Origin of the sequence: Streptomyces sp. NPDC006365 (genome assembly GCF_042870755.1) — a bacterium.
GTDB classification, from domain to species: Bacteria; Actinomycetota; Actinomycetes; order Streptomycetales; family Streptomycetaceae; genus Streptomyces; species Streptomyces xiangluensis.
The window spans coordinates 161,890-182,688 of record NZ_JBIAHS010000013.1; the positions used below are offsets into that span (position 1 = coordinate 161,890).

At 69.5% G+C, this 20,799-nt stretch carries 20 protein-coding genes and 2 pseudogenes; 8 read left to right on the forward strand and 14 right to left on the reverse strand.

The annotated features are described in order from the left end of the window. Window positions 1-78: 78 nt before the first annotated feature. From ACFYO0_RS30715 to ACFYO0_RS30725, 3 genes are all read right to left on the reverse strand, one after another. Complete coding sequence (locus ACFYO0_RS30715; RefSeq protein ID WP_196463117.1) at window positions 79-450, reverse strand: DoxX family protein; 372 nt, start codon at window positions 448-450, stop codon at window positions 79-81. Between the two features lie 111 nt (window positions 451-561). After that, a complete protein-coding gene (locus ACFYO0_RS30720) occupies window positions 562-1,236 on the reverse strand; it encodes an SDR family NAD(P)-dependent oxidoreductase (protein WP_388682535.1) in 675 nt (224 codons plus the stop codon). Between the two features lie 48 nt (window positions 1,237-1,284). After that, window positions 1,285-2,220, reverse strand: a complete 936-nt coding sequence (locus ACFYO0_RS30725) for an NADP-dependent oxidoreductase (RefSeq protein WP_388682537.1) — start codon at window positions 2,218-2,220, stop codon at window positions 1,285-1,287. Window positions 2,221-2,363: 143 nt separating this feature from the next. On the opposite strand from ACFYO0_RS30725, the gene ACFYO0_RS30730 reads away from it, so the two are divergent. After that, complete coding sequence (locus tag ACFYO0_RS30730) at window positions 2,364-3,062, forward strand: TetR/AcrR family transcriptional regulator (RefSeq protein ID WP_388682540.1); 699 nt, start codon at window positions 2,364-2,366, stop codon at window positions 3,060-3,062. Window positions 3,063-3,301: 239 nt separating this feature from the next. On the opposite strand, the gene ACFYO0_RS30735 is transcribed toward ACFYO0_RS30730, so the two are convergent. The 3 genes from ACFYO0_RS30735 to ACFYO0_RS30745 all read right to left on the reverse strand — a co-directional run bounded on the left by ACFYO0_RS30735 (window position 3,302) and on the right by ACFYO0_RS30745 (window position 5,929). Then, window positions 3,302-4,015, reverse strand: coding sequence for a collagen binding domain-containing protein (locus ACFYO0_RS30735; RefSeq protein WP_388682542.1), 714 nt, complete (start codon window positions 4,013-4,015; stop codon window positions 3,302-3,304). Continuing rightward, the gene (locus ACFYO0_RS30740) at window positions 4,012-5,583 is read right to left on the reverse strand and encodes an alkyl/aryl-sulfatase (RefSeq protein WP_388682706.1); all 1,572 of its coding nucleotides are present in this window, start codon (window positions 5,581-5,583) and stop codon (window positions 4,012-4,014) included. Before ACFYO0_RS30740 ends, ACFYO0_RS30735 begins: the two co-directional genes overlap by 4 nt. 118 nt (window positions 5,584-5,701) lie before the next feature. Next, the gene (locus tag ACFYO0_RS30745; RefSeq protein WP_388682545.1) at window positions 5,702-5,929 is read right to left on the reverse strand and encodes an ATP-binding protein; all 228 of its coding nucleotides are present in this window, start codon (window positions 5,927-5,929) and stop codon (window positions 5,702-5,704) included. 24 nt (window positions 5,930-5,953) lie between these two features. Between ACFYO0_RS30745 and ACFYO0_RS30750 the strand changes: the two are divergent. The 4 genes and pseudogenes from ACFYO0_RS30750 to ACFYO0_RS30765 all read left to right on the forward strand — a co-directional run. Further along, window positions 5,954-6,591 (forward strand): annotated as a pseudogene (locus ACFYO0_RS30750) (3-oxoadipyl-CoA thiolase); the annotation flags it as partial. Between the two features lie 16 nt (window positions 6,592-6,607). Further along, a complete protein-coding gene (locus ACFYO0_RS30755; protein ID WP_388682547.1) occupies window positions 6,608-7,009 on the forward strand; it encodes an alpha/beta fold hydrolase in 402 nt (133 codons plus the stop codon). A gap of 20 nt (window positions 7,010-7,029) precedes the next feature. Continuing rightward, complete coding sequence (locus tag ACFYO0_RS30760; protein WP_388682549.1) at window positions 7,030-7,335, forward strand: hypothetical protein; 306 nt, start codon at window positions 7,030-7,032, stop codon at window positions 7,333-7,335. Window positions 7,336-7,625: 290 nt separating this feature from the next. Further along, window positions 7,626-9,680 carry an alpha-L-fucosidase gene (locus ACFYO0_RS30765; RefSeq protein ID WP_388682551.1) on the forward strand — a complete coding sequence of 685 codons (2,055 nt, stop codon included), beginning with the start codon at window positions 7,626-7,628 and terminating at the stop codon, window positions 9,678-9,680. A 150-nt stretch (window positions 9,681-9,830) separates the two neighbouring features. On the opposite strand, the pseudogene ACFYO0_RS30770 reads toward ACFYO0_RS30765, so the two are convergent. The 3 genes and pseudogenes from ACFYO0_RS30770 to lgt form a co-directional block, all read right to left on the reverse strand. After that, window positions 9,831-10,035 (reverse strand): annotated as a pseudogene (locus tag ACFYO0_RS30770) (lactate utilization protein C); the annotation flags it as partial. A 64-nt stretch (window positions 10,036-10,099) separates the two neighbouring features. Next, on the reverse strand, window positions 10,100-10,522 hold the full coding sequence (locus ACFYO0_RS30775; RefSeq protein WP_388682553.1) for a DUF6069 family protein: 423 nt from the start codon (window positions 10,520-10,522) through the stop codon (window positions 10,100-10,102). 31 nt (window positions 10,523-10,553) lie between these two features. Continuing rightward, entirely contained in the window at window positions 10,554-11,420 is an 867-nt protein-coding gene (lgt, locus tag ACFYO0_RS30780) for a prolipoprotein diacylglyceryl transferase (RefSeq protein ID WP_388682555.1), read from the reverse strand. Between the two features lie 178 nt (window positions 11,421-11,598). On the opposite strand from lgt, the gene ACFYO0_RS30785 reads away from it, so the two are divergent. Together ACFYO0_RS30785 and ACFYO0_RS30790 are read left to right on the forward strand one after the other, a co-directional pair. Further along, on the forward strand, window positions 11,599-12,822 hold the full coding sequence (locus tag ACFYO0_RS30785) for a sensor histidine kinase (protein WP_388682558.1): 1,224 nt from the start codon (window positions 11,599-11,601) through the stop codon (window positions 12,820-12,822). Then, window positions 12,819-13,466 (forward strand): response regulator, encoded by a 648-nt coding sequence (locus ACFYO0_RS30790; protein ID WP_133916588.1) that lies wholly within the window; start codon window positions 12,819-12,821, stop codon window positions 13,464-13,466. Before ACFYO0_RS30785 ends, ACFYO0_RS30790 begins: the two co-directional genes overlap by 4 nt. Window positions 13,467-13,542: 76 nt before the next feature. Here ACFYO0_RS30790 and ACFYO0_RS30795 read toward each other — a convergent pair whose 3' ends face one another. The 5 genes from ACFYO0_RS30795 to ACFYO0_RS30815 all read right to left on the reverse strand — a co-directional run bounded on the left by ACFYO0_RS30795 (window position 13,543) and on the right by ACFYO0_RS30815 (window position 20,238). Next, window positions 13,543-13,764: a transposase gene (locus ACFYO0_RS30795; protein ID WP_388682561.1), complete on the reverse strand. Its 222-nt coding sequence runs from the start codon at window positions 13,762-13,764 to the stop codon at window positions 13,543-13,545. Continuing rightward, window positions 13,761-14,048 carry a hypothetical protein gene (locus tag ACFYO0_RS30800; RefSeq protein WP_388682564.1) on the reverse strand — a complete coding sequence of 96 codons (288 nt, stop codon included), beginning with the start codon at window positions 14,046-14,048 and terminating at the stop codon, window positions 13,761-13,763. The genes ACFYO0_RS30795 and ACFYO0_RS30800 overlap by 4 nt, the downstream gene beginning before the upstream one ends. Window positions 14,049-14,827: 779 nt before the next feature. Then, window positions 14,828-15,199 carry a helix-turn-helix domain-containing protein gene (locus ACFYO0_RS30805; RefSeq protein ID WP_388682566.1) on the reverse strand — a complete coding sequence of 124 codons (372 nt, stop codon included), beginning with the start codon at window positions 15,197-15,199 and terminating at the stop codon, window positions 14,828-14,830. Window positions 15,200-15,487: 288 nt separating this feature from the next. Next, window positions 15,488-16,489, reverse strand: coding sequence for a response regulator transcription factor (locus ACFYO0_RS30810; protein WP_388682568.1), 1,002 nt, complete (start codon window positions 16,487-16,489; stop codon window positions 15,488-15,490). 71 nt (window positions 16,490-16,560) lie between these two features. Beyond that, the gene (locus ACFYO0_RS30815; protein ID WP_388682571.1) at window positions 16,561-20,238 is read right to left on the reverse strand and encodes a S8 family serine peptidase; all 3,678 of its coding nucleotides are present in this window, start codon (window positions 20,236-20,238) and stop codon (window positions 16,561-16,563) included. A 118-nt stretch (window positions 20,239-20,356) separates the two neighbouring features. On the opposite strand from ACFYO0_RS30815, the gene ACFYO0_RS30820 reads away from it, so the two are divergent. Continuing rightward, on the forward strand, window positions 20,357-20,788 hold the full coding sequence (locus ACFYO0_RS30820; protein ID WP_388682572.1) for an ATP-binding protein: 432 nt from the start codon (window positions 20,357-20,359) through the stop codon (window positions 20,786-20,788). The last annotated feature ends 11 nt before the right edge of the window (window positions 20,789-20,799 follow it).

Here is a 20,799-nt window from a genome sequence, read left to right on the forward strand (position 1 = left end):
GGACAGGGGTTGGGAGGGAGCGGCCCGGCCGGCGTGGTCGCGGGCCGGGCCGCTGTGAAGGTGCGGGGGACCGGGTGGTCAGAAGGAGTGGGGCCCGAAACGGCCCCACATGATGACCGCGGCGACGATGAGCAGGATCGCGTTGAACCCGATGGCCTGCGGCTCCTTGCGGCGGGCGTGGAGGCCCATGGCCAGGACCATGATCACAGCCAGGCCGGTGGCGGCCAGCGGGGTGAGCACCGTGGCGATGTCGAAAGCACCTGGCAGGATCAGCCCGAGGCCGCCGGCGAGTTCGGCGACGCCGATCAGACGCACCACGGGGGTCGAGACGTCACTGACCCACGGCAGCTGGGACATGAGCTTTTCGCGGGGCTGGGTGGACTTGGTGACGCCGGCGGCCACGAACAACGCGGCGAGGACGCCCTGCAGAATCCACAGGAACACGTTCATCGGAGCGGAGACCTTCTTCTTCGGTCGCGCCGCGGCGGGGATCGCCGCGGCGGATGAGGATGGAGCGGATCAAGGTTCAACAAAGATTCAACGGGGGAGAGCTGGGAGGCGTCAGACGGTGAAGACGCGCTCGGCTTCGTCGCGCTGGGTGTGCAGGTCCCAGTAGAGAGGGGCGATGTCCTCGGCCTCGGCGGTCGGGGTTCCGGGAGGGCCGCCCGCGCCGATCCACACGCCGATGGCGACGTGCGCGGCCTGGATACCGGTGCCGGCCAGCTCCTTGTGCAGGTTGAGCACCCAGTTGCGCAGCGCCGCCTGGGCGGCGTTGACGTTGCCGAGCATCGGGATGGGGTCGACCGAGCCGGCGCCGTTGGTGAAGAGCAGGGTGCCCGCGCCGGACTCACGCATCGCGGGCAGGACGGCCTGGGTGGCGGTGATGGCGCTGTAGAGCAGGAAGTCGATCCATCCCTGCACATCGGAGGGGCTGGTCTGGGACGGGGAGGTGAGGTTCATGGAGCCGATGCTGGGAGCGGGGGAGTGCTCCAGGACGTCGATGCCGCCGAAGCGGGTGGCGGCGTCCTTGAGGGCCTGGGTCAGCGCGTCGTGGTCGAGCACGTCCGCCGGGAATGCCGCGGCGGTGATGCCCTCGGCGGTGAGTCGGCCGACGAGGTCGTCGAGCTTGGCGCGGTTGCGGGCGATGAGAGCGACGTCGTAGCCGCGCGAGCCGAAGGTGCGGGCGATGGCGAGGCCCATGCCGGGGCCGGCTCCGACGATGGCGATGCTGGGCATGGTGAAGTCCTTTCGTGTTGTGGGGGAAGCGTCTGGGATATGGACTGGTCAGGCGACGGTGATGGCGATCTTGCCGACGGTGCCGGCGCCGAACGAGGTGAACGCCTCGGGGGCACGCTCGAGGTCGAACTCGGAGTTCACCGGCACCGTGAGGGCGCCGGAGGCGACCTGCCCGGCGAGGGTGGACAGGGTGTCGGCGGTCGGGTTGGACTGGATCATGGCGGTCTGCAGCTTGCGGTCCTCCGAGGCCTCGGGGACGGCGAGGGCGGAGGCGATGGCGCCGCCGTCGCGGGTGAGCGCGGTGAGCTCGGCCAGGTCGCCAGCGAGGTGCAGCACCGCGTCCACGCCGTCAGGGGCGATCGCCCGGACCTGCGCGGTCACGTCCTGGAGGTAGTCGATGACGGTCACCTCGGCGTCGGTCAGCGCCGAGACGAAGCCGCTCTCGGAACCCGGCTTGGCCGTGGCGATCACCCTCGCGCCCCGGGCCGCGGCCAGCTGTACGGCGATGGCCCCCACGCCGCCGGTGGCACCGCAGATCAGCACCGTCCTGCCCTCCAGCGGGCCGAGCAGGGCGAGACCGTCGAAGGCGGCGGTGCCCGCCAGCCCGAGCGCGCCGGCGTCACGCACCAAGACCCCGTCGGGCCGGTGGGTGATGCCGATGGCAGCGGGAACGGCGACGTACTGCGCCATCGAACCGGTGCCCAGGTACGCCTTGGTGACTACGCCGAACACGTCGTCGCCGACCGCGAAACCCTCGACACCCTCACCGACCGCCTCGACGGTGCCGGCGAAGTCCTTGCCGGGGATCAGCGGGAAGCGGTGCTCCATTTTGCCCCGCAGGTATCCGGCCGCCGTGCCCAGGTCGAACCCGTTCACCGAGGAGGCGGCCACCTTCACCAGCACCTCACCGGCCTCCGGGCGGGGCACCGCCACCTCGGTCACCTCGGGGCTGCCGGGTACCTGCGCCAGTGTCACAGCGCGCACTGATCATCAACTCCTTGGCATCGGTTCGCTCGATTCGGAAAGGGGTATCCGATTCGGGAATCCGGAAAGGCCTGTCCGGTTCTGCGGTGTCTACGATAGCACTGAAACTGGATGGGGCATTCCGATTCGGTAGACTGAGTGTCATGAACCTTGGCGCCCGATCCAGCGATGACCCTGCCGCACAGCCTCTGCGCAGCGATGCCGAGCGCAACCGCGCGCGGATCGTCGCCGCCGCGCGCACGGTGTTCAGGCGTGACGGCCTGCATGCCTCCATGGCTTCCGTGGCCCGCGAGGCGGGGGTGGGCATCGCCACCCTGTTCCGCCGGTTCCCGACAAAGGAGGAACTGGTCGCCGCGGTCTTCGCCGACCGTATGGACGCCTACGTCGACGCGGTCGGCGTCGCCCTCGATGACCCCGATCCCTGGCGCGGTCTCGCGGGGTTCATCGAAACCGGCTGCGCGATGCAGGCCGCCGATTACGGCTTCGCCGACGTGCTGAACATGACCTTCTCCAGAGCCAAGGCTCTGGAGGAGCGCCGAGAGCAGGCGTACGAGGGCGTCGTCCAGCTCATCGGCCGCGCCAAGGCCGCCGGACGTCTGCGTGAGGACTTCAGCCCCGAGGACCTGGTGCTGGTGCACATGGCCACTGCCGGCGTCGTCAACGCCACCGGCGACTCCGCTCCCGACGCCTGGAAACGCGTCGTCGCCCTGATGCTCCAGTCCTTCGAGGCCCCCGCCCGCGGCCCCCTGCCCGACTCGCCCGAGCCCCGCGCCCTCTACAAAGCCATGCTCCGTGCCGGTCAGGCGTGCTCCGCCTCGGCGGAACCAGGGAGGAAGGACTGAAGGGCCACGTCCGCCCGACTGCGCATCGTGAGCGTGAGCCGAGCGCGTGCAGTCGGGTGACAGTCAGTGTCCAGCGAGTCGTTCCTGTTCGTGGGTAAGGCTGGGTCCGGGTCGTGGAGGCGGCGCAGGCCACCAGATGGAAGGCCCTTCGCCGATTTCGAGGCGACGGCGACGCGCTGGGGTTCAACGGACGACGAGCCTCCCGCGCTGGGAAACCGTCCGCGGGCCGGGCTTTTGGACTACTCGCTGGTGTGGGCGAGTTCGATGTCGACGCCGTCGAGGCCGTCGAGGCCGTCGACGCCGCCGCCGGAGACGGCGACCTCGGCCGCCCGAGGCGGGTAACCCGTGGCGGTGACGATGTATGAGTCGCTGTCCAGGTCGGAGAAGGCGTACGCCCCGTCGATGCCGGTCGTCGTGGTGGCGACCACGTTGCCGGCAGAGTCGACCAGTGTGACGCGCGCGTCGCTGAGCGGGACGCCACCGCCGCGCACGGTACCGCGCAGGTGGGCCCCGGGAAGCAGTTCGACCTCTATGTGTGTGCCGCCGGCGCCGATGTCGACGGGCTGGGCGAGCGGCCGGTGCTTGGGGGAGGTGACCGCGAGGGTGACCGTTCCCGGCACCAGGCCCACGAGGCCGAACTCGCCGAAGGCGTTGGTCTGTTCGTTGGCCAGGACATGCCCGCGGACGTCCGTCACGATGACCGCGGCAGCGGCGATCGGGTCCCCGGTGTCCGCGGAGCGCACCACACCGCTCCGTCCGCTGGTGCCGCTGAGCAGGATGTCGTAGGCCACCGGCTCATCGGCCACGACCACCGTCGTGGCCTGCGGCTGGTAGCCGTCCGCGGAGGCGATGAGCACGTACGATCCGGCGCTGGGCGCCTCCATGCCGTATGAGCCGTCGGCTTGGGTGACGGAGCGGCCCAGCGGACGTCCTTCCAGAGAGATCAGCGTCACCGCCGCTCCGGCCACGGGTGCCTTCTCCACACCTCGGACGCGTCCGCCGACCGGGATCGCCGCTGCCTCGCTCCAGCATCCCTGGGAGTACCTGGCTCACGGCGGCGACGGCTCCGTAGAGGTAGTGGTCGATCTGTGGCTGGTGGCCCGGACTCGGAGCCGTGGCCGAGCCGCTCGAAGGTGTCCGCCTGCAAGGCGCGAGCCTCGCGGTGTTCGGGCTCGGCGAACAGGACGTGGCTGAGCACTTCCGCGACCCACCTCAGGTCCCCGGCCTCGTACGACGCGCACGCCTTGGCGACCACCGCGTCGGGTCCGCCCATGAACTGCACGTACCGGACGGCGGCTTCGGTGGGCGGGTGCTGCCACAGGTGGGCCGGGTTGCCGTCGAACCAGCCCATGTAGCGCTGGTAGACGGCCTTGGCGTTGTGGCTGAGCGTGCCGTAGTAGCCGCGCGCGTGCCACGCACTGGCGAGCGCGGGCGGGAAGGTAAGCTCCTCGGCGATCTCGGCACCGGTGTACCCAGCGTTGATCAGCCGGACCGACTGGTCGTGCAGATAGGCGTAGGCGTCGCGCTGCTCCTCCAGGAAGCGGATCGCGCGCTCCTGGCCCCAGGTGGGCCAGTGGTGGGAGGCGAAGACGACGTGGGTGTCGTCGGCGAACAGCCGTATCGTGTCGGTCAGATACCGCGCCCAGGCGCTGGGGTCCCGCACCAGCGCCCCGCGCAGGGTGAGCACGTTGTGCAGCGTGTGGCAGGCGTTCTCCGCGACGCACAGCACCCCCAGATCGGGGAAGTGGAAGTTCATCTCGGCCGGAGCCTCCGTGCCCGGCGTGAGCTGGAAGACCATCCGTACCCCGTCGACGGTCTCCACCTGCCCGGTGCGGGTGATGTCGACCGTCGGCGCGATCAGGCCGACGCTGCCGGTCGACGTCGTCTGCCCGAGCCCGCAGCCGATCTGCCCGGCCGGCCCCTTCGACAGCGCGGCCCCGAACATGTAACCCGACCTGCGGGCCATCGCCGTACCCGTGAAGACGTTCTCGCTGGCGGCGTGCTCCAGGAACCCGGCCGGGGCGATGACCGGTACCCGCCCGGCCGCGACCTCGGCCGGATCGACGACGCCGCGGACACCGCCGAAGTGGTCGACATGCGAGTGGGTGTAGATCACACCCGTCACGGGCCGCTCGCCGCGGTGCTCCCGGTACAGGGCGAGGGCGGCAGCGGCCACCTCGGCGCTGATCAGCGGGTCGATGACGACGACACCGCGCTCGCCCTCCACAAAGGTCACGTTCGACAGGTCAAGGCCGCGCACCTGGTAGATCCCCGGCACCACCTCGTACAGCCCCTGCCGCGCCACGAGCCCGCTCTGCCGCCACAGCGAGGGATGCGCGGTCGGCGGACACTCCCCGTCCAGGAAGCCGTACGCGTCCGCGTCCCACACGACCCGGCCGTCCGCGGCCCGCACCACGCCTGGCTCCAGTCGGGCGATGAACCCCCGGTCCGCATCGGCGAAGTCCCGATCGTCGTCCCAGGCCAGGCCGATGCCCCTGGGCTCGTGCACGCTGCTGGTCATGGTCGTCTCGCTGCTGGTCATGGTCGTCGATCCTCACACCCCCGGGCCGACGACGCCCGATGACGCATCACAGAAGAGCCGCTGACACGTCACAACCAGCAGCGGGGCGGCAGGCGGCTCACGCGTCCGGGGGCTTTCCGCTGCCGATCGCCGGCAGCGGCTGTTCCGCCCGCATGACCTTTCCCTCGCGGGTGTGCCGGGTGCCCCAGCTCCGCGCGAGCCGGGCGACCAGGAGCAGGCCGCGGCCGCCCTCGTCGAAGGTCCGGGTACGGCGCGGGGTGCGGGGCGGTGCTACTGCCGTCGGAAACCTCGCATGGATCGCGTTCGTCGCCAGTTCGCTGACCATGAGCTCCGTGGGGAGGGCCAGCCCTTCGACGCCGAACTCGCACCCGTGTCGATTCCGCAACGCGAGGGCGGCCCGATCACCTTCGCCGCCGATGAAAGCGTACGACCGGACACCTCCCTCGCCGCCATGGCGAAGCTCAGGCCGTCCTTCCGTCCAGAGCAGGGCACGGTGACAGCCGGGAACGCCTCGCCCCTCAACGATGGCGCGGCCGCCCTTCTCCTCTCGGACGAGGAAGGCCTGAAGGCCACCGGCCGTGAACCCTCGCCCGCGTCTTCGCCACCGGAGTCTCCGCCCTCGACCCGCACTACTTCGGTCTAGCCCCTGTCGAGGCGGTAAGCCGTGCACTCACCAAGGCCGGCAAGGGATTCGACGACCTGTCCGTCCTGGAGCTGAACAAGGCGTTCGCCGCCCAGGTCCTGGGTTGCCTCGCCGAGTGGCCCGAGTTCGACCCCACGATCCTCGACCCTCAGGGCGACGCGATCGCCCTCGGCCACCCTCCCCCACTCTCGGCTTCGCTCGAGCGGGGGGACCCCCATGGTGCGTCCGGCGCCCGCCTCGCCGGTACCGTCGCCCACCAACTCGCCCGTCGAGGCAGCGGCGTCGGCGTGGCCACTCTCTGCATCGGCGTCGGCCAGGGCCTCGCGCTCGTCCTCGAACGCTGAGCTGTCAGGAGCCGTCGTGCTGCACCGTCACATCATCGGCCCGCCCGATGCGCCGCGGCTGATCCTGGGCCCGTCTCCGGGCACCTCCAAGGCGCTCTGGGAACCCCAGCCGCCCTTCCTGACCCGCGGTTTCCGAGTACTGCGTTTCGACCTGCCCGGACACGGCGGCTCCAGGACCAGTCTCCTGCGCGACCCCGGACCCGGCCGAACGAGGATGGACGACCTCGCCTCGCTGGTCCTTGCCGTCGCCGACCACCACGGCTGGGACCGGTTCCACTACGCGGGCATCTCCCTGGGCGGCGCCATTGGAGCGCACCTGGCGGTCCATCGGCCCGAACGGGTCGCGTCGTTGGCCATGGTCTGCTCCTCCGCGCACTTCGGCACCGGGGGCCCTGGCATGAGCGCGCGGCCCTTGTGAGGTCCGGGGGAACCGGCCCCTTGCTGGCGACCAGTCCGGCCCGCTGGTTCGCCACCCCGGCCACCGCCGACACCCCCTTCGGCCGCAGGCTGCTCCGCGACCTGGCCGACGCCGACCCGGTGGGGTACGCGGCGTGCTGCGACGCCCGGGCCATGTTCGACATACGCGGGGACTTGAGGCGTATCTCCGCCCCTACGCTCGTCGTCGGGGGTGTCCACGACGTGGCCACCCCCGTCACGCACGCCCAGGAGCTCGTGGGGGGCATCGCCACGCCACCCTGGACAGTCCACACCGAGGGCGCTTCAGGGGGTCCGCCGCTCGACTGAGCCGTTCAGCCTGGACTCTGGCTCGGATCGGGAAGAGTGCAACTCAAGAGATCCGATGTGTGGAGGTTCCTGAGGATGGAGGGTGGCCTTTCCAGGCTCGGCGGGCCTCTAGAAATCGCCTGTCCAATGTGCTGGTTTGGTTGAATCTCGTCTCAGCTATAGACGCGGCCGCCTTTGGGCTCCTATAAATCCATCCGATGTCTTCCTTAGGGCGACGCGAAGCACAGCCGTCATGTCGGCGTTCCGCTCCTGACGCCCTGTCATCCCCCCTTGACCCATGGAGCCGCACCATGTCCTCTGCCTCCCTCAGCAGACGCTCTCTGATGAAGGCCGCCGCCCTTGCCGGAGGAGTGGCGGCCTTCGGGCTGCCCCAGGCCCTGTGGCCCTCCACCGCCGAGGCGTACACCGTCCCCTCGAAGATGGACTGGTGGTACCAGGCCAGGTTCGGGATGTTCATCCACTTCGGGTCGTACTCGTACCTCGGCCAGGGCGAGTGGGCGTTCGACAACCAGCAGTGGAGCAAGGCGGACTACCAGACCCAGGTCACCAAGAACTTCAACCCGAACCAGTTCAACGCCGCCACCATCGCCGAACTGGCCAAGAACGCCGGCATGAAGTACCTCGTGATCACCGCCAAGCACCACGAGGGCTACGCGATGTGGAACTCCGACGTGGCGGGCTTCACCGACACCACGGGTACCAAGCAGTACAACCTGCGCGACTACAACGGCATTCAGACCGACCTGCTCATGGACCTCAAGACGGAATGCGAGAGCCGTGGCATCAAGTTCTGCCTGTACTACTCGATCCTCGACTGGAACCACCCGTCCCAGACCGACCGTCACGAGGGCGGTCTCACCACGATGTCGTCGCAGGCCGCCCGCACCGCCTACATCGCCGACATGAAGGCACAGCTTCAGGAACTGCTGGACCGCTACGACCCGGCACTGCTGTGGTTCGACGGCGACTGGTTCGGCGAGCCCTCCAGCCCCACACTGGAGGACTGGTGGCTGACATCGGACGGCGAAGACCTCTACGACTGGCTGATCGCCCGCAAGCCCAACCTCATCGTCAACGAACGGGTCAAGCGGGACCACGGCCTCGGCGACTACGCGGTCGCGGAGTTCGAGATGCCCAGCGGGCCGATGGGCCGGCCGTGGGAGCGGTGCGCCACCATGAACGGCGCCTGGGGTTACAACGCGTCGAAGGAGAACTCCTACAGATCAGTCACGGACATCGTTCGAGAGCTCGTGACGGTCGTCTCCCGAGACGGCAACCACCTGCTGAACATCGGCCCCAAGGGCGACGGCTCGGTCACCGCGGGAACCCAAACCGTACTGAACGGCCTGGCCTCATGGATGTCGACGTACAGCGACAGCATTCACGGCACCAGCGGCAGCCCGTTCGCCACCGAACCCGCCTGGGGGAAGATCACCAAGAAGAACGGCAAGCTCTTCGCCCACGTCTTCACCTGGCCCACGAACGGGCAGCTGCGGATCCCGGCGATCGACAACACGATCAGCCGCGTCTATCTGCTGAACAACCCCTCGGTCTCGCTCCCGTACACGGTCACCGACCAGATCAACGTCACCGTCCCCGCCACCGCGCCGAACGCCATCGACTCCGTGGTGTGCGTCGAGGTGCAGGGCATGCCCGTGAGGGTCGCGGCGATGGTATTCCAGAACGTCAACTACGAAGGTGCCCGGGCCGTCCTGCCGCTGGGCGGTTACACCTCCTCCCAGCTGTCCGCCGCAGGCCTGGGACCTGCCATGACCTCCTCCCTCCTGGTGCCCGACGGCTACCAGGTGACGGGCTACTCCGGCGACAACTTCACCGGCACCGCCTGGACGTTCACCTCGAACACCCCCGACCTCCGGGTGACCGGCAACAACGACGTCATCGCCTCGCTGAAGGTGACGTTCAGGCCCGACAAATACTTCAGCCTGACCAATGTCACGAACCACCTGGTGCTGGACAGCGGCGGCAATGTCGCGAGCGGCTCGCCCCTGAAGCAGTGGGAGTCGATGGACAACGCCAATCTCCAGTGGCAGGCGATCGAACTCGGGAACGGCTACTACAGGCTCGTCAACCGCACGAACGGTATGGTCGCCGACGGCTGGGGCGCAACTCGCAACGGCGATCCGGCCCGGCAGAAGGCCTGGGACGGCAGCAACACGCAGCAATGGCAGATCGTCCACCGAGGCCAAGGCCAGTACTCCATCGCCAACCGCAGTACGGGACTGGTCCTCGACGGCGGCGGTATGGTCGCCTCAGGGTCCGTGACCAAGCAGTGGACGTGGCAGCAGAGCACCAACCTGCTGTGGACGATCAGGCTAGTCGGCTGACTGGGTCGGTGGCTGCACAAGCGACTCAAGAACACAGCTGAGCGGTCACATCAGATGCGGCGGCGCTGAAGAGCGCCGCCGCCCAGTGACCACAGGACGGTGGACTCCTCCTGTCGCCCTCTCGGCTTCGAACTGTCCGCCGGCGGGCCGCTACGCGTCCTCGACCACGACGATGTCCAGGACACGCGGCCCGTGCACGCCTTCCCCCCCGGTCCAGTTCGATGTCGCTGGTGGCCGAGGGGCCGGAGACGAGTGTCAGCGGCCGGTACGGGTCCAGTCGTTTCAGCGATGAGCGCACCGGCAGGCGGCAGAGGCACCTCGCAACAAGGCGCCGGTCGGAGGTTAGGGACGTACGGGTTCCCGAGTTCACGGAGCGCGTGAGCGCGACCAGCGGGGCCCAGGTGCCGACTGGCGCCTGGTCACCGAACCGAGCTCAGTGGCATGACCCTGTAGTACGTCGGCACTGCGATCACCGCGACCGCGACGTGCATCAGGAACAGCGCCACCACACCGGTCACCTCGCCCTCGCCGAACAGGAAAAAGTCCGGCACGAAGGACAACACGACGACCGACGGGACGATTCGGCGGAGCAGCCGTTCGGGATCGGGGGAGAACCTGCGGACGAGGGTCCACCCGACGGATCCTCCCAGCACTCCCAGCGCGGTCAGAAAGACGTACGACGAGGGCTCCAACGGGCCGAAGTCCTCCGGTGCACCGAGCGCGTGCGCCAGTACGGCGATCAACGCGTTCACCAGAGAGGACAGGAGGAAGGCGACGAATACACCTCCCGCCACCGTGATCGGACCCCGACGTGAGGGGAGCGACTCAGAGACACGGGACATGGCAACTCCAAACGGATGCGAGGGACATTGGTCAGTTCTTGGGGCTACTGGTTGCATTCACTTGTTGAAAGAGACGGCCGACGTCGACGCCGTCACGCCTGCCGGCTGCGCGCCGTGTCGTAGCCACGAGGTAGTGGACCGCAACGGCGATAACCAGCAGCGCGGTCCAGTCGTTCAGGCGCAGGCCGAGGATGTGGTGGGCCTCGTCCACCCGCAGGTACTCGATCCAGAAGCGACCTGCGCTGTACGCGGCGGCGTACAGCGCGAACGCCCGCCCCCGGTCGAGACGGAAACGGCGATCCGCCCACAGGACCAGGGCGACCACGCCGAGACACCACAACGACTCGTACAGGAACGCCGGGTGATAAGTGGCCAGGTTCGGGGTGTCCTCAGGGCGGTGCGCGGGGTCGATCTCCAGGGCCCAGGGGAGGGCGGTGGCCCGCCCGTAGAGCTCCTGGTTGAACCAGTTGCCCCAGCGGCCGATGGCCTGCCCCAGTGCGATGCCGGGAGCGACGGCGTCGGCGTACGCAGACAGCGGAACGCCGCTCCGGCGGCAGCCGATCCAGGCTCCGACGGCACCGCCGGCGATGGCGCCCCAGATACCGATACCGCCGTCCCAGATGAACAGGGCCTTCGCCGGATCACCACCCTTGCCGAAGTACAGCTCGCTGGAGGTGATCACGTGGTAGAGGCGGGCGCCGACCACGCCGAAGGGGACCGCCCACAGAGCGACGTCCGTCACGACGGCCTTCTCTCCGCCGCGTGCGGCCCATCGACGGCCACCCAGCCACACGGCGGCGGCGATGCCGAGGATCAGCATCAGTGAGTAACCGCGCAGCGGCAGCGGCCCCAGCTGGACCTCGCCGACGGACGGGCTGGGAATGAAGGCCAGGGTCACGGGTAGTTCCTCACAAGGGGCGGTGGAACAGCCGGCCGTCGGCTGCGGGGCCGATCGTCGCCGCCCGCGCCCCTCCCGCACATCGACCGATCGACGCGTCCTTCGTCCACCGATCGGTGAACCCGCCCCGCTGGTCGGCTGATTCTGCCGCTACGCGGCTGCACCTACTCTGTAGGCCATGGCACTGCAACAGGCGTGGGACCGGCAGCGGTGGAAGACCATGGGGCAGCACGCCTTCTTCGTCACCGTGCTCGCCCTGTCCGTGCCGGGTGCGCTGGCCGGGGCGAACATGACGACCGGCGCCGCGCTGTCGCGGATCGGCCCGGCAGTGGGGCTCGCCCTTTGGTACGCGTACTGGATCGCGCTGCGCGGTGGCGCCGACCGCCCGCCGCTGCCCTACCTCGTCGGGGCCTTGTCCGGGTGGGCGGTCATGGCCGTGGTGGACCCCGCGTTCCTCCCGGTCGCCATGGCGGTGCTGAGCCCGTACTTGCTGCGGTGGGCCTGGTGGTCGGCCGGCGGGGTGCTGGTGCTGGGCGCCGCCTGGTCGTGGCAGAGCCTGACCACGGACGGCTCCGTCGACGTGCGGGCGCTCACGGGATGCGTACTTGGTACCGCCGTGGCGGTCACGATCACCTGCTACGTCGCGACCCTCGACCACGAGAGTCACAAGCGGCAGCGGCTCCTCGACGAGCTCACCGCCACCCAGGCCGAACGCGCGGCAGCGGAACGCCAGGCGGGCACCCTGGCCGAACGCCAGCGCCTGGCCCGCGAGGTCCACGACACGCTCACCCAGGGGTTCGCCTCCATCGCCATGCTGCTGGACGCCGCACGCGACGACCTGCCACCCGACTCCCCTGCGGCCCGCCGCGTCGAGCATGCCATGCGCACGGCCCGGGACAACCTCGCAGAGAGCCGCCGCCTCGTGCACGCTCTTCGCCCGGCGTCACTGGACCGCACGCACCTGGCAGAGGCGGTCCGTGAACTCACCGCCCGGCTCGCGGAGGAGACCGGCACCGAGGCCTACACGGTTGTGACCGGCCGCCCGGCCGCCCTGCCTCCCAGCACCGAGGGCGAGTTGCTGCGGGTCGTGCAGGAGGCACTGACCAACGCCCGGCGGCACTCCCGCGCGATGAGTGTCTCGGTCACGCTGTCGTACCTCGGCGACGTCCTGGCGATCGATATCCAGGACGACGGCACCGGGTTCTCACCCGTTGCCCGGCATACGGGCGTTGGCCTGATCACCATGCGGGAGCGCATTGCCGTTTTGCACGGCACGTTCGCGGTCGAAAGCTCCCCGGGCGAGGGTACGACCGTCGCCGTCACGGTGCCACTCCCGGTCGAGCCTTCCGCCTCCGCCCCCTCAGCCGTGTCGGGCACCGAGCGGATGGCCCCGGCGTCATGAGAACGTCGGCCGGTCCCACGATCCGAGTCCTCCTCGCCGACGACCACCCCGTGGTCCGTGACGGGCTTGCCGCCATGCTCTCCACCCAGCCCGATCTCACGGTCGTCGGCGAAGCCGCCACAGGCGCCGAGGCACTGCGCCAGACCGCCTCACTCGCACCCGACGTCGTGCTGATGGACCTGCAGATGCCCGGCATGGACGGCACGACCGCGACCGCCGCCATCCGTGCCGCCCACCCCGAGGTGCGGGTACTCGTCCTGACCACCTACGACACGGACGCCGACATCACTGCCGCCGTCGACGCCGGCGCAGTCGGCTACCTGCTCAAGGACACCGGACGACACGAGCTCTGCGAGGCCGTTCGGACCGCGGCTCGGGGAGGCGCGGCACTGTCGCCCACCGTGGCCGCCAAGGTCCTCGCCCATATGCGCGGCGACCGGGGCGCCGGCTTGTCCGGCAGGGAGCTCGAAGTCCTGTCCGCCGTGGCCCGGGGGCAGAGCAACAAACAGATCGCCCGCGCCCTGCGCCTGTCGGAGGCCACCGTCAAGACCCATCTGCTGCACATCTACGCCAAGCTCGACGTCCGCGACCGGACCGCCGCCGTCACCGCCGCACTGGGCAGGGGAATCATCCGCATGGACTGAAGGCACAGGGGCCGGGACTGTCCTAAAGATGGGTCTTGCAAGATTCTCGTAGGTGTTGATCGTCTTGGTCTTGCGGTCAGTTGAGCAGGATCCGCTGGCGGAGGAGAGCGTGTCCGGCGCGGCCGTAGGTCTGCCTCTTGAGGAGTTTGATCTTGTTGTTGACGCCTTCGGTCCGGCCGTTGTGATGGGGCAGGGTGAGGGCTGCGTTGACGGCGGCCCGGTCGCGTTCCAGGCCGTTGGTGAAGGAGTGCAGAAAGGGCAGATCGGCCGCGCGGGTGTCGGTGATCCAGTCGGTCAAGAGCAGGTTGTTGCCGGTGGCCGGGGTGAGCAGGCCGGCGAAGATGCGGACCTGGGCGGCAGGGCCGTCATCTCCGGGCAGACGCCGGTGAGTTGGCCGAGCATGGCGTACTGATCGTCGTCGAGACGGTCGGGGCGGGTGGTCAGCAGCCGGGTCACACGGCGTGGGGACAGGGCGGCGTGGTCGGCTTCGACACGGCCGGAGTTGATGTAGTGGACCCGGAGGTTGGCGCTGCCGGTGTAGCCGACGCAGCGTTGCCGGCAGCCACTGCCTCCTGCTGCCACTTGTCTGCGAGCTGATCCGGAGCCAGACCACTGGTGTCGCCCAGGACGAACTCGACGAAGTCCTCGCGCCAGCCGTCGCGGCGCGGCGTTGACTGCAGCGGCGACGCTCGCCAGGATCGCGAGGCCGGGGGCGACGCCGAGGTGCTGGGCGGAGGTGAGCAGCGCCGAGGCGATCTCCGGTTGTCGTGGTCCACTCCATAGACTGCGGCCTGGTCCGGGCGATGACGCCGGTCCCGAAGCCGAGGGCGATCACCAGCATCGCCGGTGCCATCCCGGTCCAGTAGACCGTCTCGGTCGCGATCAGGGAGGACCAGACCAGCGGGCTCGCGCTGCGGCGCTGGGCGAGCGCGAACGCGAGAGGAGCGTAACCGCACCCCGTGCCGCCGGTGCCGAGTACCGCTCCCACGGCCTCCAGCCGTCCGGTGTGGCGCTCCGCGTCCACGACGTGCACTGGCCTGAGAGCCTGCCCGGCGCAGGATGGCGACGATCCGGTCGACTTGCGCCTGTGACAGAGAAGGCGCGCCCTCGGCCTTGGCGGCTCCCGCCTTCCGGAGGTCCTCGAGTACGACCGGAGAGGCCGGGTGGCGCGGCCATCGTGTTCGCGAGGCGCTCTGATTGTCGGCGTGCTCCACGCTCACGGTCGTGCGTGCCGAGCGTCGAACTGACCGCGGTACATCGCTGCTGTTCTCGGCTGTGTCGCCTGCTGCAGCTGATGAACCAGGCAGTTGCCTCCTTCCGACCAGGTCCATCTGCCACAGGTGCATCGGCGCCTCACGCTGCTACCGGCGGTACTTGCGCGGATGCTGCTGTTCCTGGACGCGGACCAGGCCATTGCGGGACAGCCCCCGGTGGACCGTGGCCCGCGACGGCGCCGCCTGCAGCCCGCGGCCGGACAGCTCGTGGGAGATCCGGCGGGCACCCCACCGGGGATGCCGGCGGCGCAGCTCGCAGGTCTCGGCCTCAACCTCGGCGGACAGGCGCGTGGGACTGTTCCGCGGCCGGCGGGAGCGATCCAGGAGACCGGGCATGCCCTCCTGCTCGAACCGCCGCCGCCAGCTGCGCAGGGTCTGGCGCGAGGTGCCGTACCGGGCCGCGACCTCACCGATCGGAGACCCGCCGAGCACTTCGCGGACAGCCCGGTAGCGGTACACGGGGCAACCGCCAACGGAGCACGTTGACTCGCCGTGCCGAGCGTGTCGAGGTGCTGCGTTAGCGGTAGGAAAACTCGGCCAGATGCGCTCTCTACGCCCGGAATCCATGGTCATTGCGGCGATCTGATGTGAGGATCATTGCCAGAACGCCATCATGCTTGAAATCCTGCAGAACTACCGTGTAACGGGAGCATGTCTCAGTACGTGCTGCGCTCGCTGATCCGCAAGTAGGCAGTCCCGTACGGCAGTTGAGGGCCGCACTCCGGTACGGGGTGCGGCCCTTCGCGATCAGAGCCAGCCGCGTTGCGAGGCCCGCACCCCCAACTGGAACCGGCTCGTCGCCCCCAGCCGCTCCTGCAGCTCACTCACCCGCCGCCGCAGGGTCCGCAGGCTCACCCCCAGATGGCGGGCCACCGCCTCGTCCTTCAACCCGGCCGCCAGCAACCTGATCAACGCCCGTTCGCCCTCGGGGAGTTCACCGTCGCCGACCGGTTGGCCGAGCGGTGTCGCCTGCTGCCAGGCCATCTCGAAAAGCTTCTGCAGGGCTTCGGTCACCGCCGAGTGCCACACCACGACGGCGCAGTAGCCGCCCGCCACGGAGGAGGTCAGCGGGAGCATCGCCCTGCGGCCGTCGACCACCAGCAGTTTGACCGGCACGGTGGGCAACACCCGGGCCTGCTCACCGAGTTCGACCATCCTCCAGGTGCGGGAGAGGACGTTCGGATCTTCAAGGCCGGTCGCCGCGTAGATCCCGCGAGAGACGATCCCGCGGCTGAGCAGATCGGCCTGGAGATCCACCTGCGCCGCGGGCGGTGCGAGATACGGAGGCGTGTCGAAGAGGCACACCTCGTGCTCGGCGCGCGCGTACATCTCCTCCAGGCGAGCGGCGATGGCACCCTCGCCGGAAGCGACCTCGATCAGCCGGGACGGCTCCTCACGCAGCAGCCCGGCCTCGTACGCGGTAGCCATCTCCTCGGCGGTGGCGGCGAGCAGTTCGGACACCGTCTCGCGCCGTCTGATCAGCCCGCGGACCGCCACTCTCGGGTCGATCGCGCGTAATCCCCCCATGGAATCCGGCGGCTGGAGCAGCCCGACCGCGAGCAGCTGGTTGCAGGATTCGCGCACCCGGGCCGGGGAGGCGCCGGTCAGGAGCGCCCAGCCGGCCGCGCCGGCATCGGGCTGGTGGAGGATCGCCCGGTATACCAGCTCGTCGAAGGCGGAGACCCCCACCGCGGCCCAGGGGCTCGCGGCAGGGGTCTGGTCTGCCGTGTCGTATGCCGTGTTCGCCATGGCTCGGCACGGTAGGCAATGTTTGTTAAGGCTGTTAGTACCGGCCTGGGATGCCGTCTACTTCAGACCGTCTACTTCAGGCCGAACGCCCGCACCACGGTCTGGTCGACCGCGTTGCCGTTCCGGTCGGCGGCCCGCACGCGCAGCGACACGAACTCGGTGCCCTTCGGGTGCTTGAGTTCCGCCTTGCCGTGCTTCACCTTCACCGCCTTCCAGGACGTGCCGTCGTCGTACGAGACCCATGCCTTCAGGTCACCGGCCGTGACGCCGCCCGACTGATTCCGGACGGAGAGTCCGAGCTTCGACGTGTGCCTCGCTTTGGCACGGTTGAGGAGGTCGAGCCCGTCCACGTCATAGTCGACCGAGAGCAGCGGCAGCGCCGTCTGCTGGTCCGTGTGCGCCGAGGCGAAGGACCATTCGGTGCGGGTGCTGGTGGAGTACGCGGCCCAGTCGGCTGTGCGCCGAGCGTCGAGCACGAGGCGGTACGAGGCCTTCGCCGCCGGGACGTCGAAGGTGCCGAGTCCGCCGAGTGCGGTGTCGCCGACCTGCTGTCCGTCCGCGTACAGCGTGCCCTTCGCGGTGTCCTGGACGTTGTCCACGGACCCGTAGTGACCCGGCGTGGCCTCGCTCAACTCCGGGATGGCGAAAGTGAGTTTGTCGCCCGTGCGCTGGGAGAGGCCGTACTGCTCACTGGCCGCCGGGCGGACGACCTGGCGCAGCCAGTCCTCGGTGGGCAGCTTGCCCGCCTTGTCGAAGGTCTGCAGGGAATCCCACTGAGGCTTGTTCGCCTTCGTGTCGGGGTAGACGGCGTGCCAGATCCGCGTGTCGGAGACGTTGTAGTACTCCGTGCGCTCCGTGCCGAGCTGCACATTGTTGGTGGTCGCGATGTCGGCAGTCTGCCAGGGACGGTACCGGTACACGGCGTCCTTGCCGATCCGACCTTCCTCGGCCCCGTGGTAGCGAACCCTCTGCTTCACCGTGTTGGAGCTGTTGAGGTCGTACGTCTGGTCGGCCGAGACGCCGCCCGTCTGCGGGAACATCACGCTGTACACATACGGGCTGGCCGGGGTGCTGTCCAGCTTCAGCTTGACCTTCTTCCCGCTCTTCAGCAGGGCACCGAGCTTCGCGCCGTTCTCGCCGGTGGCGATCATCAGCGGGATGGTCGTGCTGTTCACGGAGGCGATCCAGTACCCGGGCGCGTCGTGGTAGGCGATGACGTAACCGGCCCCGGCCGCAGTCGCGTTGGCCAGAGCCTCGTCCGCTGTCTTCCCGGCGGCCACCCGGACCACCGCCACCTTGCCCTTGACGTCGAGACCCTCGAAGTCGGCCGCGCTGCCGCTGCCCGCGTCCACCGCCCGCACCGTGTGCTTACCGCTGATCTTCGTCGGGAAGCCGGTGTACGTCTGCGTGTAGTCGAGGGGCAGCGCGTACTGCTCGGGGCTGGTGACCTTCGCCGTCAGCTCCTTCTCGTACAGCCGGAACTTGGCGGAGAACTCGAACATGCCCTCCGTGACCTTCTCGGTCGGAGCGACATAGACGTGGTCGGTCCAGAAGCCCTGGCTGTAGGTCAGACCCCAGGCGGTGCCCGGCCCCTCCCGGTGCCAGTTGGTGCTGAAGCCCTGGAACTCGGAGTTCTCCTTGGTCTTCAGCTTGATCTCGACCGCCTTGCGGGCGTCGAGGACGACCTCCGTGTTCCCGTCGACCTTGATCTGCGGATCGCCGACGACCGACGTGCCGACGGCCAGCCCGGCCGCGTCCACATCCGGGATCCAGGTCGCCATCGAGTATGTACCGGCCGGCACCTTGAAGGTCCAGCCCGTGCCGAGGAACCCGTACGTGTCCGGGTACGCGCCGTTCAGCTCCTGCAGCATGAAGATCGACGCGGCGGTGGACGGGTTGCCGGCGCGGTTCACCAGCGACACCTTCAGGTCGTAGGTCTTCGGCAGCCTCTCGAAGCCGATGGCGGTGGTGACCTGGACGCCGTCGGCGCTCGCGGTGATGTGGCCCGTGTACCGGCCCTCCGCCGCCTCGGCCGGGTCGACCTTGACGGCGACGGTGGCGGTGCCCTTCGCCGGGAGGGTCACCGTGCCGGCGCCCAGCGCGACCTCGGCGAGGCTCGACGAGACCTTCAACTCCACTTCTTTGTCAGTGGTGTTGGTGTACGTGATGTCCTTGCTGTCGGCCTCGGTGTCGCCGTCCTCGTACTTGCCGAAGCTCAGCGTCGAGGTGGCGAAGACACCCTGCCGGACTGCCCGTACGGCGTCGACCCGGCCGTCGCCCTGCTCGAACACGGAGTTGACGGCGTTCGGCTTCGCGGTGGTGGCCAGGGCCTGCTTGATCTGCTGGCTCGTCCAGTCCGGATGGGCCTGCGCGACCAGCGCCGCCGCGCCCGCGACATGCGGGGTCGCCATAGAGGTGCCGTTCGCCGCCGTGTAGTTGTCGTCGACCGGTGTGCCCATCGAGGTGCCGGAGGCGCGCGCCGCCGTGATGGCCACGCCCGGCGCGGTGATCTCCGGCTTGACCGCGGAGTCGCCGAGGCGCGGGCCACGGCTGGAGAACGAGGCCAGCTTGTCGGACTTGTCGACCGCGCCCACCGTCAGCGCCGAGTCGGCGATGCCCGGGGTGCCGACGGTCTGCTCTCCCGGTCCCGAGTTGCCCGCCGCGATCACGAAGAGGGTGCCCGTGGACGCGGACAGCTGATCGACGGTCTCGCTCAGCACGTCCGAGGGGCCCGAGGCGGTGCCTCCCAGGGACATGGAGACGATCTTCGCGCCGGATTTCGCCGCCCACTCCATGCCCGCGATGATCCAGGAGTCCTGACCGCGACCGTCGTTGGCCAGTACCTTGCCGACCAGCAGCTCCGCGCCCGGCGCCACACCCTTGCGCCTGCCGTCCGAGGCCGCGCCCGAGCCGACGATCGTGGACGCCACATGGGTGCCGTGGCCGTGGCCGTCCTGCACCGTCTCGGTCGGCACGAAGCTCCGCGTCTCAGTGAGCTTCCCCGCCAGATCCGGATGGCCGGTGTCCACGCCGGTGTCCAGGACGGCGACCTTGACGCCCTTGCCGTCGTAGCCCGCCTGCCACACCTCGGGTGCGCCGATCTGCGCCACGCTGACGTCGAGGGACGCCTTGACCTTGCCGTCGAGCCAGATTTTGTCGATACCCTCGCCGAGCTGCCGCGCGGCCTTCGCCGTGGGTTCGGTGCCGAGCGCGGGGGCGATGTCCGCCCAGAAGACGGTCGACTTCCTCGCGCTCAGCGCGGCGCCGTCGATCGTGGGCAGCTCGAGCATCCGGCGCGCGCCGTCGGGGGTCGCGCTGCCCTTCTCGTACGTCGCGATCACCGGGGTGGCGCCGGTCTTCGAGTCCGCGTATCCCTGCTTCACCAACTGGGTGACGTTGAACAGGGCCGGGTCGAGGCGGCCCGCCTTCAGCAGCGGGATCGCGTCCGCCGGCAGAACACTGACCTCGCCGTCCTTCTCGCTCGACACGAAGGTGGCGGACTCACGGCCCTTGCCGCGCTGGACGTCGACGGCGTACTTGCCGTCGGGGCCGGCGCTGAGCGACACGGTGTCGCCGGTGATGAGGGTGACGGTCTGCGTGTTCGTGGCACCGGTCTTGGCGCCGCTCTGCACGGGCGTGGCGTCCGGTGCGGTGACCGGTAATCCGGAACCGGCCGCCGCGGGCGTGATCGCGCCCGTCAGTAGTCCTGCCGCTCCTGCCACAGCCCAGAGGGCGTGGAGTCTTCGCATGGGTGGCGTCCTCCCCTGAACGCTGACGACGCTTCCGGCCTGGTGAGCGGAAGCCAGTGATCAGAGTGAGCGCCGCACACAAAGCGGCTCAAGGGAATCCTGTGGCCGGGGAGTGCCAATGCCCCCTTCGGCCAGGGGAATTGGCGCTTTCGTAGGTCTTCGTCAGGTCTTGTCGTCGCACTCCCGTCGCACTCCCGTCGCACTCCCGTCGTGCGCCCGGAGGACGGGCCGCGCGCCCCCCGCGAGGGCGTGCGACGACGGCCCGGGCATCCCGCCCGCCCTCCTGCCCGGAGTCTTCGAACGCTTCACCCGCGCCGACACGTCCCGCTCCCGCACGGACGCGCGAGCCGGAGGGCCGGGGCTGGCCATCGGGGCTGCGATCACGCCCGCGCACGGCGGCCGTATCGAGGTACACAGCGTCCCCGGGTGCACGGAGTTCACGTCGACCTCCCGGCGGCGGACGATCCGACGGGAGTGCAGGCGGCCTGGAGCAGGCCGGCGTCGGTCCAGGCGACCGGCCTCCGCGACACGCCCGTGGCACAGGCACTAGTCTGATGCGGC